Origin of the sequence: Rhizobacter sp., from assembly GCF_031412075.1 — a bacterium.
Classification (GTDB): domain Bacteria; phylum Pseudomonadota; class Gammaproteobacteria; order Burkholderiales; family Burkholderiaceae_C; genus Rhizobacter.
The window spans coordinates 1-10,502 of sequence record NZ_JANOCG010000093.1 but is presented as its reverse complement, the minus strand read 5'-3'; the positions used below and the strand labels follow the sequence as shown (position 1 = coordinate 10,502).

Annotated in this window: 10 protein-coding genes; 5 read left to right on the top strand and 5 right to left on the bottom strand. The window is 67.5% G+C overall.

Going from position 1 to position 10,502, the window contains the following annotated elements:
- Window positions 1–158: 158 nt before the first annotated feature.
- The gene (locus RMO40_RS03595) at window positions 159–1,280 is read right to left on the bottom strand and encodes an efflux RND transporter periplasmic adaptor subunit (protein WP_489660099.1); all 1,122 of its coding nucleotides are present in this window, start codon (window positions 1,278–1,280) and stop codon (window positions 159–161) included.
- A 215-nt stretch (window positions 1,281–1,495) separates the two neighbouring features.
- Here RMO40_RS03595 and acpA point away from each other — a divergent pair, with 215 nt between their 5' ends.
- A complete protein-coding gene (acpA, locus tag RMO40_RS03590; protein WP_309716427.1) occupies window positions 1,496–3,205 on the top strand; it encodes an acid phosphatase in 1,710 nt (569 codons plus the stop codon).
- On the opposite strand, the gene RMO40_RS03585 is transcribed toward acpA, so the two are convergent.
- Window positions 3,194–4,096: a LysR family transcriptional regulator gene (locus tag RMO40_RS03585; RefSeq protein WP_309716425.1), complete on the bottom strand. Its 903-nt coding sequence runs from the start codon at window positions 4,094–4,096 to the stop codon at window positions 3,194–3,196. The genes acpA and RMO40_RS03585 overlap by 12 nt on opposite strands.
- Before the next feature lie 108 nt (window positions 4,097–4,204).
- Here RMO40_RS03585 and RMO40_RS03580 point away from each other — a divergent pair, with 108 nt between their 5' ends.
- Together RMO40_RS03580 and RMO40_RS03575 are read left to right on the top strand one after the other, a co-directional pair.
- Window positions 4,205–5,200, top strand: a complete 996-nt coding sequence (locus RMO40_RS03580; protein WP_489660098.1) for a TerC family protein — start codon at window positions 4,205–4,207, stop codon at window positions 5,198–5,200.
- Between the two features lie 12 nt (window positions 5,201–5,212).
- The gene (locus RMO40_RS03575) at window positions 5,213–6,187 is read left to right on the top strand and encodes a sodium-dependent bicarbonate transport family permease (RefSeq protein ID WP_309716419.1); all 975 of its coding nucleotides are present in this window, start codon (window positions 5,213–5,215) and stop codon (window positions 6,185–6,187) included.
- 3 nt (window positions 6,188–6,190) lie between these two features.
- Here the strand turns inward: RMO40_RS03575 and RMO40_RS03570 are convergent, their stop codons facing one another.
- Complete coding sequence (locus RMO40_RS03570) at window positions 6,191–7,300, bottom strand: hypothetical protein (protein WP_309716417.1); 1,110 nt, start codon at window positions 7,298–7,300, stop codon at window positions 6,191–6,193.
- 252 nt (window positions 7,301–7,552) lie between these two features.
- Between RMO40_RS03570 and RMO40_RS03565 the strand changes: the two genes are divergently transcribed.
- Both RMO40_RS03565 and RMO40_RS03560 read left to right on the top strand, forming a co-directional pair.
- Window positions 7,553–8,536 carry a WYL domain-containing protein gene (locus RMO40_RS03565; RefSeq protein ID WP_309716415.1) on the top strand — a complete coding sequence of 328 codons (984 nt, stop codon included), beginning with the start codon at window positions 7,553–7,555 and terminating at the stop codon, window positions 8,534–8,536.
- Between the two features lie 22 nt (window positions 8,537–8,558).
- A complete protein-coding gene (locus RMO40_RS03560; protein WP_309716412.1) occupies window positions 8,559–8,837 on the top strand; it encodes a DUF427 domain-containing protein in 279 nt (92 codons plus the stop codon).
- Here RMO40_RS03560 and RMO40_RS03555 read toward each other — a convergent pair.
- Both RMO40_RS03555 and RMO40_RS03550 read right to left on the bottom strand, forming a co-directional pair.
- Window positions 8,824–9,894: an extracellular catalytic domain type 1 short-chain-length polyhydroxyalkanoate depolymerase gene (locus tag RMO40_RS03555; protein WP_309716410.1), complete on the bottom strand. Its 1,071-nt coding sequence runs from the start codon at window positions 9,892–9,894 to the stop codon at window positions 8,824–8,826. The two genes, RMO40_RS03560 and RMO40_RS03555, sit on opposite strands and share 14 nt — an antisense overlap.
- 187 nt (window positions 9,895–10,081) lie before the next feature.
- Window positions 10,082–10,502: phospholipase D-like domain-containing protein (locus RMO40_RS03550; RefSeq protein WP_309716408.1), on the bottom strand; the 421-nt coding region annotated here is incomplete at its 5' end.

Genomic DNA, 10,502 nt, shown 5'->3' with positions numbered 1-10,502 from the left:
GTCGATGTCGGGGAAGTTCTGGATCTTCATCGCCTTGAAGCCGATCAGGCCGGCCAGCGTGAGCATGATGAAGAGCAGGATGGCCGGCGTCGGGTTGCGGATCGACCAGGACGAAACGTTGAACATGGCGCGGTGCTTTCTTGTTCTGTTCTGTTCGTTTACTTGGCGGTGGCCACCGGCTTGGCCACGGCCGGCGCGTCCACCACCTTGACCGTGTCGCCATCGCTCAGGAAGCCGCCGCCGGCTGCCACCACCTTGGCCGTGGCATCGAGCCCGCTGGTGATCTCGATGCGGTCACCGACACGGCGGCCCACACCCACCTTGGCCTGCGACACCTTCGAGTCGGCGCCCACGCGCAGCACGTAGCTGAAACCATCGCGCAGCACCACCGCGGTTTGCGGCAGGGTCAGCGCGTTGCTGTTGCCGATGTCGAACTCGCCGCGTGCGTACATGCCGGCCTTCACCTCACGGGTGGTGCCGAGGTCGACGTAAACGATGCCGTTGCGCGTTTGCGGGTCGACGGTGGGCGCGACCATGCGCACCTTGCCGACCACGGGCGCCGCGCCGCTGGTGGCGGCCACGGTGGCGGGCAGGCCCACCTTCACCCGCGCCAGCTCACTCGACGGCACCTCGGCACGCCACTCCAGGCGGCCCTGGCGGATCAGGCGAAACAGCTCCTGCCCGGCCGGCAGCACTGCGCCCACGGTGGCGCTGCGCGCCGAGATGATGCCGTGGTCGGGCGCGACCACCTGCGTCTGCGCCAGGCGCAGCTGCTGCACACGGGCGGCGGCGCGCACCGCCTCCAGGCGGGCTTGCGCGGTGCGCTCGCTGGTGAGGTAGTTGTTGATCTGCTGGCCGCTCAGCGCGCCTGCGGGTTGCAGGTCACGTGCACGCTGTGCATTGGCGGCGGCTTCGGCCAGCGTGGCCTCGGCTTCGGCGACGGCGGCCTTGGCCTGCGCCACGTCGGCCATCACCGTGTCGGCGGCAAACACCGCCAGCACCTGGCCCTTTTTCACCACGTCGCCCACGTTGGCGCGCACCTCGGCCAGGCGCAGGCCGTTGGCCTCGGTGCCGACGCTCGCCTCCTGCCAGGCGGCGATGTTGCCGTTGGCGCTGATCTTGAGCGGCAGGTTGGCGGCTTGCGGCTGCGTCACGGTGACGGTGAGCGCGGGCTTGGCCGGGGCGGTGGGCTTTTTCTCATCGGCCGCGCGCACGCTGAACGCGGCGACGGTGGCAGCGGCAAGGGCGGTCAGCAAAAAAGGTTTGAGTCGGTAGTGCATGGCCATGGTCGACGTGGGTCTTCGGTGGGTGTGACAACGGGAGATGGCGGCTTCGGTGGCCGCTTGCCGCCGCCATGTTGCCTGTTGGCTGCTGACAGCGTGATGTCAGGAGCCGGTCACCATGCAGGGCGCGCGTGCGAGTCGGCGAAGTATGCGATGAACTTGGCTCGCCCGTCGCCCGATACTCTGTCACTTGCCCCAACGTGCTGCTCCTGATGAAACCTGACTGTCGACTGCCTGCCGCCTTGTTCGTTGCCCTGCTCGGCGCCTGTGCCGTGCCGCCCGAGGCGCCGGTTGAAGCAACCGGTGAAACATCGGCCGTGACGGTGGCACCGCCGGCACAAGCACCGGCGGTGCCCGCCTCCGCCCCGATCGCGGCCGAGGCGCCACGCCCTGCTCTGGAGTCGATCGACACCGTGGTCGTGATTTACGCGGGCAGCCGCTCGTTCGACCACGTGTTCGGCCTGTTCCCCGGGGCCCACGGCATTCCGGGCAAGAGCCCCGCGTCGGCGGGGCGTGCTGCCGCGCAGAAAGACCTCGATGGCAGCGTGTTGCCCGTGTTGCCGCCGATCTGGAGCGGGCTCACCCCCAACGGCCAGCCGCTCACGCTGACGCAGGCGCAATCGGCGGGGCTGCCGAATGCCATGTTTCAGCTGGACGCTCCGCGAGGCGTCGGCAAGAGCGGAGTGAGCGTGCCGACCAGCACGGCCACGCGCGGCCTGGCTCGCCGTTATTACCAACACCAGATGCAGACCCACGGCGGCGCCAACGACCGTTTTGCCGCCTACTCCGACGGCGGTGCGCTGAGCATGGGTTACCACGACGGCAGCAGCCTCGCGCTGTGGAAGCTGGCGCAACGCTACACGCTGGCGGACAACTTTTTCATGGGCGCGTTCGGCGGCTCCTTCCTCAACCACCACTACCTGGTGTGCGCCTGTGCACCCACCTACCCGAACGCCGACAACTCGCCCGCCAAAGGCATGATCAGCGCCATCGATGTGGACGACCAAGGCCGATTCGTGCGACTCACCCCCGCGCCCAACGCGCCCACGTCGGCGCTGGCCGGGCCGCCGCGCTTCATGCGCGACGGCGCGCTCACGCCCAAAGACGCCAACGGTGTGTTCCATGCCGTCAACACCATGCAGCCGCCCTACCAGCCCAGCGGCGCGCCCCCAGTGGCCGGGGTCGACCCGCGCCTGGCCGACCCGTCGCGGCCCAGCACCTTGCCGCCACAAACGCAGGCCACCATCGGCGACCAGCTCAGTGCCAAGGGCGTGAGCTGGGCCTGGTACGCCGGCGCCTGGAACACCGTGAGCGCCAACACGCCCGAAGGCCGCGCGCAGATCTACCGTGGCAAGGCGCATTTCCAGCCGCACCAGCAGCCGTTCAATTACTACGCCGCCTTCGACCCGCTGACGAAGGCCGACGCCCGCACACGCCACCTGCGCGACTTCGACAGCCAGTTCCTCGCCGACGCCGCTGCTGGCGCGCTGCCCTCGGTGAGCTTCTACAAGCCGCAAGCCGGCCTGAGCCAGCAGGCCGGCATCGCCAACCTGAGCGATGGCGACGCCCACCTCGCCGAGGTGGTGGCCAGGCTGGAGCAAAGCCCGCAGTGGCCGCGCATGCTGATCGTCATCACCCACGACGACAACGGCGGTTTCTACGACCACGCCCCGGTGCCGCGCGGCGACCGCTTCGGCCCGGGCTCGCGGGTGCCGGCAATCATCGTGTCGCCGTTTGCCAAAAAGGGCTTTGTCGACAAGACGGCCTACGACACCGGCTCGATCCTGCGCTTCATCAACAAACGCTGGTCGCTCGACCCACTGCCGGGTCTGGTCGAGCGGGACGAAGCCTTGCGACGCAACGGCTTTGCGCCAATGGGTGATTTGACGGGCGCGCTCGACCTGGGGGCTTCAGCCCGTTGAGGTGTTGAGCTTGTGAGCGGCCAGCATGCGCTGCACCAGCGGGTGGTGCACCTTTTTTTCGGTGTCGATGGCATAGAAGTGCTCTTCGACTCCCTCGCAGGCACCGAGTCGTTTCACGCCGTAACGTTGCACCAGTTCGTCATGCACCCACTCGGCGGCCGGGAACGCGCCCATGCCGCTGGCGCCGAAGGTCTTGAGCAAGGCGCTGTCTTCGAACTCGCCGCCGATGCGCGGCCGAATGGCCTGCCGATCGAACCACTGGTCTAGGCGAACGCGCAGGGCGGCCTGCGCCGTGGGCAGCAGGACCGGAATCTGCGCCAGCGACTGCGGGAAGCCGCGCCGCGCCGCCGCGTGCAAAGTCGCCGTGGCGTACCAGGCCACCGGCGACGCGCCAAGCGAGTGGCTGTACAGCCTGAGGCTCGGGTTGGGTGGTGCCGGCCGGTCGGCGAGCACCACGTCGAGCCGGTGCAGGGCCAGCTCGCCGAGCAGGTCTTCGAACTGCCGTTCGCGGCACAGCAGCTGCAGTGCGGGCTCCTGCATCACCGGTTGCATCAGTCGGCGCACCACGAGCTTGGGCACCCGGTCCGACACGCCGACCGCAAGCCTCACCGTGGGTGAACTGGCCGCGTCGCGCACCACCGCTGGCAGCTGCTCGCCCAGCTGAAAGATCTGGTCGGCCTGCCGCAGGGCCGCCAGCCCGGCTTCGGTGAGTGCGAGGCCGCGCCCGGCCGGTTGCAGCAACGTGGCGCCCAGCGTGCGCTCCAGCTCGCGCACCTGGGTGCTCACGGTCTGCACCGCCATGTCGAGCCGCGCCGCGGCGCGGGCCATGCCGCCCTCCTTGGCCACCACCCAGAAGTAGTACAGGTGCCGGTAGTTGAAGTCTGCGCTCATGTTCAGGTTTTTCAGAAGTGAATCTTCTTGATTGTCTGCTTCTACGGAACCCACCGCGGCCCTATCGTCGCGGCAACTCGCCAGCCGAACACCCGAAGGAAGATGGTCTTGGAACCCCTGCTCGACATCCTGCAGTCCCCTTTCCTGGGCAAGCCCACCTGGGTCTGGCTCTGCTTCGTGGCCACCGTGGTGGCCTTGCTCGCGTTCGACCTGGGCGTGTTGCACAAGTCCGATCGCGAGATCGGGGTGCGGGAGAGCCTGGCCTTGTCGGCGGGCTACATCGGCGCGGCGGTGGTGTTTGGTGTCTGGGTGACCTGGTACCTCGGTGCGCAGAGCGGCACCGAGTACTTCACCGGGTTCATGATCGAAAAATCGCTGTCGATGGACAACGTGTTTGTGATCGCGCTCATCTTCAGCTACCTGGCGATCCCGCGGCAATACCAGCACCGCGTGCTGTTCTGGGGCATCCTGGGGGTGATCGTGCTGCGCGCGGTGATGATCGGCCTGGGCGCGGCGCTGGTCACGCAGTTCAGCTGGGTGCTTTATGTGTTCGGGGCCTTTCTCGTGTTCACCGGCATCAAGATGTGGATGGTCGCCGATCACCTGCCCGACATTGCCCAGAACCCGGTGCTCAAGTTCTTGCGCAAGCACCTGCGTGTGACGCCGCAGCCCGAGGGCAACGCATTCTTCGTGCAGCGCGCCGACCCGGTCAGCGGCAAGATGGTGCGCTGGGCCACGCCGCTGTTCCTCGCGCTGTGTCTGGTGGAGCTGATCGACCTGGTGTTTGCGGTCGACTCGGTGCCGGCGATCTTTGCCATCACCACCGACCCCTTCATCGTCTACACGAGCAACATCTTCGCCATCCTGGGCCTGCGTGCGCTCTACTTTGCGCTGGCCGCGATGATCCACCGCTTCAAGTACCTGAAGTACGCACTGGCCCTGGTGCTGGTGTTCATCGGCTCGAAAATCTTCCTGGTGGGCATCGTCGGCAAGACGCCGGCCATCGTGTCGCTCGGCGTGACTTTCGGGCTGATTGCCGGTGGTGTGATCGTCTCGCTGTGGAAAACACGCTCGGCCGTGGCGCCGCCGGGCAAGACTTCCTGAACGGGCTCGACGATGCAAGGCTTCCTCGACCCGGCGATCCTCTTCTTCGTGTTTGGCATCCTCGCTGGCACGCTCAAGTCGAACCTGGAGATTCCACCGCAAATCTCCCGCTTCCTGTCGCTCTACCTGCTGATGGCGCTGGGGCTCAAGGGCGGGTTCGCACTGGCAAAGTCGGGTTTGACGCCCGAGGTGCTGACGAGCCTGGGCGCCGCGCTCTTGCTGGCGGTGGTGGTTCCGGCTGCGGGCTACCTGCTGCTGCGCCGCGTCGTGAGTGGCTATGACGCGGCGGCCATCGCGGCGACCTATGGCTCGGTGAGCGCCGTGACCTTCATCACCGCGGTGCAATACCTCGACACCCAGGGCACCGCGTATGGCGGGCACATGGCGGCGGCGATGGCGCTGATGGAGTCTCCCGCCATCGTGATGGCCGTGGTGTTGAGCAACCTGGTGCGCCAGCGAGAGAGGCGCAATGCCGTTGGCGCCCCGGGCGCTGCGGCCACGCCGCTCGGCCGGGTGATGCACGAGGCACTCACCGACGGCGCGCAGCTGCTGTTGTTGGGTGCGATGGGGGTCGGGCTGCTCAGCGGCCCTGCGGGTCAGGCGGTGATGCAGCCGTTTGCGGTCGATCTGTTCAAGGGCATGCTGGCGTTCTTCCTGCTCGACATGGGCTTGCTCGCCGCGCGCAACATGGGCCAGCTGCGCGGCAAGTCGCCGTGGCTGCTGGCCTATGCCGTCGTGGGGCCGCTCGCGCACGCCGGCCTGGCGTTGGCGGTGGCCTGGGCGTTGGGTTTGTCGGCGGGCAACGGGGCCTTGTTGATGGTGCTGGCGGCCAGCGCGTCGTACATCGCTGTTCCGGCGGTGATCCGCCAGGCCATCCCCGAAGCCAATCCCTCGCTCTACTTCGGCATGTCGCTCGGGCTCACGTTCCCCTTCAACATCTTGCTGGGCATCCCGCTGTACGCGGCGGTGGCGCAGGCGTGTCTGTGAGCCTCAGTGAAGCAGCGACATCTGTTGCGTCGCCGCCCGCACCGAAGACGGCACCGGTGCCGGCACGCGCTTGCGCAACACCGCGTGAGGCACATACCCACGCGTGGCCAGGTTCCAGCCGTCGGTGGCTTGTGCATCACTGAACTGCTGAACCCGCAACGCGCCGAGCTTCTTGGCGCTGGCACGGGTGACGATCGCCTCGCATTGCGCCGCCGTGAGCTGGCTCACGAAGGCTGTCCAGCGCTGCAGGGCCAGCGGGTTGCGCCAGGCGTCTTCGATGGCCCAGCGAAGGGCCACGCCCTCCGCGTCCTTGCCGGCTTCGAGCACACGCGGCAGCAGCGCATGGAAAAAGGTCTGGAACGCGCGCTTGACGCTCTTGCCTGGCAGCAGGTCTTCGAGCCGCGTGATGCGGTGGCTCCAGCCGGGTGCGAGCAGCTGCTGGCTGATGAACGCCTGCAGCGCCTGCGCCGGGTTGAACAAACGCAGCCGGTTGGGCGGCAGCACCAGCATCGGCAGCGTGCAGGCTTCGTCGTGCGGCAGCGGCTCGACCAGGCTGCACAACACCGCCACCCGCGCCCACTGCTCGGCAGTGAGGTCGTGCAGGCCACCGAGACCGGCATCTTCGATCTGCTTCACGAATTGCAGCGCGTCACGAAAACCATGCGCGGCCTTGGCGTGGTTGGCCTTGGTGCTCATCACCGCCAGGTTGCCGGCGGCGTAACCGGCGTCGCTGCGCACCCGGTCGATCGAGGCGTCTGAGTTTTCCATCGTCGCGCTGCTGAGCGGCGCGCGGGTGATGGGGCAGTGGCTCACGTCGATCTGCTGCAGGTAGTGCGGCGTCACCTGCACCAGCTCGACGCTGCGCCCGCGCAGCCAGGCGTGCAGGCGCAGCTGCAGCCACTTGCGCACGTGCTTGGTCGGCTCCAGGGTGCGCAGGCCGAAGGTGGCCTGGCCGGCCAGCCAGCCGTGGCGCAGCGACGAAGGCTCCTGGCCATAAGGCGCGGGCGGGGTGACGTGGTGGTGGGCGTAGTCCCAGCCCAGCTCGAAGCCGATGTGCTCGTGCGTGGTGAGGCTGCTGCTGGCGAGGGGGTTGTGCTGAAGTTCGGTGGTCATGTGGGGCTCCGGGTGGGATTCGCTGCAACCGATGCAGCGATAGAGCCAGTGTTGCGGCCGGGTGGCTCATGGCGTGAGCTATCTGGTTCTGGGGTGAATGGTGAGCACGAGGTAAGCTTGTTTGCGATGGCTCACCTGGTGAGCCAGTCTTGCGGCATCCCCAACACCACCCGTTCGGGCTGAGCCTGTCGAAGCCGGCGCCGTGCTGTGCGCTCCCTTCGACAGGCTCAGGGCGAACGGTCTAGGCCTCCCATGGACCGAACCGAACGTTTTTACAAGATCGAGCTGCTGCTGCGCGGCCGCGGCTGCGTCAGCTTCGAGGCCTTGCTCGATGAGCTGGCCGTGTCGCCCGCCACGCTCAAGCGCGACCTGCAGTACCTGCGCGACCGCCTGAGCGCGCCCATCGTCTACGACCGTTTCGACAACGGCTACCGCTTCGACCAGGCCGTGGGCGCGCAGGCGCAGCGCCACGAGCTGCCGGGCCTGTGGTTCAGCGAAAAGGAGATCACTGCGCTGCTGACCATGCACCAGCTGATGGCCGGGCTCGACGACGACGGCGTGCTCTCGCGCCACCTGCAACCCATGATGGACAAGCTGCAAGGCATGCTCGGCGCCGACGAGAGCGAAGCGCGCGAGCTGATGCGCCGGGTCAAGGTGATCTCCACCGCACGCCGGCGCACGCCGAGCCGCCACTTCGAGCTGCTGGGCAGCGCGCTGGTGCAGCGCAAGCGGGTGTGGCTGCGCTACTTCAAGCGCAGCGACCGCAGCACCAGTGAACGCGAGGTCTCGCCGCAGCGCCTGGTGAACTACCGCAACACCTGGTACCTCGACGCCTGGTGCCATGCCAGCGAAGGCCTGCGCCGCTTTGCGCTCGACGCCATTCAGGAAGCCAAGGCGCAAGAAACCAAGGCCCGCAACGTGGCGGTCAAAGACCTGGAGGCCGAGCTCGATGCCGGCTATGGCATCTACGGCGGCAGCGGCGCCAAGCTGAAGTGGGCCACGCTGGTGTTCGAGGCCGACGCTGCGCAGTGGGTGGCGGTGGAAGAGTGGCACGCGCAGCAAAAAGGCCGCTGGCTCACCGATGGCCGGTATGAGCTGCAGGTGCCCTACATCGACCCGACCGAGCTGGCGATGGACATCTTGCGCCACGGCGACAGCGTGCAGGTGAAAGGCGACAAGGCCCTGGTGGTGGCCATTGCGCAGCGCCTGAAGAAAGCCGCGGCGCTGTACGCTTGATGTTTAGCCTTGGAGAACCCGCATGAAAGCCACCTGGAACGGCGTCACCATTGCCGAGAGCGACGACACCGTGATCGTCGAAGGCAACCACTACTTTCCCGAGAGCAGCCTGAAGCGCGAGTACGTGAACTTCAGCAACCACCGCACGAGTTGCCCGTGGAAGGGCCAGGCGTATTACTACAGCCTGTTCGTCAATGGCGAGATGAACACCAACGCGGTCTGGTACTACCCCGAGCCGAGCGAAGCCGCTGCGGAAATCAAGGGGCGGGTGGCGTTCTGGAAGGGTGTCAAGGTCGAGTGAGTTTTTGCTGCGTGAAGAAGCGCAGCATTTCTCGCGATGCATCCGGCCCCTGCGGGTCGGTGTAGCTGCCTTTGCCGCTGCCGCCCGACCACGCGTGGCCCGAGCCGTGCACCAGCCAGTGTTCGGCGACCAGGCGGCCGGCCGCGTCGCGGTAGCTGGTGCGCTCGAAGTTGCGCCCGCTGTCGACCGTGCCCTGCTCGACCTGCGAGGCGCTGTGCCCCGCCACCAGATGCTCGCCGTTGCTCGGGTGCACGGTGGCGTCGAGATCGCCGTGGAAGACGATCATCGGCACACGCGTGGCGTCGGCCACCTTGGGCACGCCGCGAGGGCCGTGTTTCATGGCCGCGAACGCCGTCCCCACGTCGTGCGCTGCACCTTGCGGCAGGCCCGAATGCACGCCCACGGCGGCAAACAGGTCGGGGTATTCGTGGGCCATGATCACGGCCATCGCACCCCCGGCGGACAAACCGGCGATGTAGACGCGCCCGGCGTCGACCGCATGCGTCTGCATCACGTGGCGGGTGATGGCCGCCAACAGGGCGGGCTCGCCGGCGCCACGTTTCTGGTCGCCGGGCTGAAACCAGTTCCAGCAGCGGTGGGCGTTGGAGCGCGCTGGTTGGGCCGGGTAAAGCACCCGAAAGCCTTGGGCCTGCGCCAGCTCGTTCATGCAGGTTCCGGCGGCAAAGTCGTCGGGGTTTTGTTTGCAGCCGTGCAGCATCACCACCAGCGGGGCCGGTCGGTCGGGCAGGCCGGCGGGGGTGAAAAGTTTGTAGTGGCGCAGGCCCAGGGCGGTGGCGAAGGGCAGCTCCTCGAAGCTGGCGGGGCGCGGTGGGCCCGTCGGCGTCTCTGTGTCGGGCGCGGGCGTGTCGACTTCACGCACCAGGCCGTCGAGCACGATCACGTCACCGGTGTCGGCCGGCTCGGCAGGCGCCGGGCGGTGCTTCAGGTGCAAGACCCGTTGAATGGCCTGCGCGGCGTCCGCCAGGCTGCCGCGCCTTGTGAGCGCGGTGGCCTGGGCCATCAGCTTGGCAAAAGGGCTGTCGGGGTGGAGGGGCATGGGGTTTGTGCAGTGCAGCAATCCCCCCAGATTAGCGCTTTCGCCGCAGGAGAGGTGTAGGAATACTCCGCGTCGCGTGCTCAGGTGGACAGAACGCCGTTTATTCGTGCCGCGGCGCCTCGACGGGGTCGAGTCGTGCTGCTCTGCGGGCCGGGAAATAGCCGAAGCCTTGTCAGCCGGGTGGTGTTCAGAGCAGCTCGTCGGGTGCAAAAGGCGCCAGCAGCTTCACCGTGAACTTGAGCCAGGCGCTGGCCTCGGGCTCGCTGGTGTGGACCTGCGGGTTGGGGCCGGTGCTCGTCCATCGCAGGGTCTGGTCTTCGGCCAAGCTCAGGCGGTAGGTGCTGCTGGTGGTGACCTCGTCGAACACCTGGACCAGCTGCTGGGCGATCTGCGGGCTGCGCACCAGCACGCCCATCTCGGTGTTGAGCCTTTGCGAGCGCGGGTCCATGTTCATCGAGCCGACCAGGGCGGCCACGCCGTCGACCACCACCACCTTGGCGTGCAGCGAGGCCTGCGACGAGCCGAAAGCGAGGGCCGCGTTGTGCTTGGTGTCGAGGTAAGGGCGCAGCTCGTGCAGCTCGACGCCCATCGCCAGCAACGCTTCGCGG

Coding starts and splice junctions, on each gene's coding strand:
- RMO40_RS03595 (WP_489660099.1), bottom strand. CDS start 1,280: ATGCACTACCGACTCAAACCTTTTTTGCTGACCGCCCTTGCCGCTGCC.
- acpA (WP_309716427.1), top strand. CDS start 1,496: ATGAAACCTGACTGTCGACTGCCTGCCGCCTTGTTCGTTGCCCTGCTC.
- RMO40_RS03585 (WP_309716425.1), bottom strand. CDS start 4,096: ATGAGCGCAGACTTCAACTACCGGCACCTGTACTACTTCTGGGTGGTG.
- RMO40_RS03575 (WP_309716419.1), top strand. CDS start 5,213: ATGCAAGGCTTCCTCGACCCGGCGATCCTCTTCTTCGTGTTTGGCATC.
- RMO40_RS03570 (WP_309716417.1), bottom strand. CDS start 7,300: ATGACCACCGAACTTCAGCACAACCCCCTCGCCAGCAGCAGCCTCACC.
- RMO40_RS03565 (WP_309716415.1), top strand. CDS start 7,553: ATGGACCGAACCGAACGTTTTTACAAGATCGAGCTGCTGCTGCGCGGC.
- RMO40_RS03560 (WP_309716412.1), top strand. CDS start 8,559: ATGAAAGCCACCTGGAACGGCGTCACCATTGCCGAGAGCGACGACACC.
- RMO40_RS03555 (WP_309716410.1), bottom strand. CDS start 9,894: ATGCCCCTCCACCCCGACAGCCCTTTTGCCAAGCTGATGGCCCAGGCC.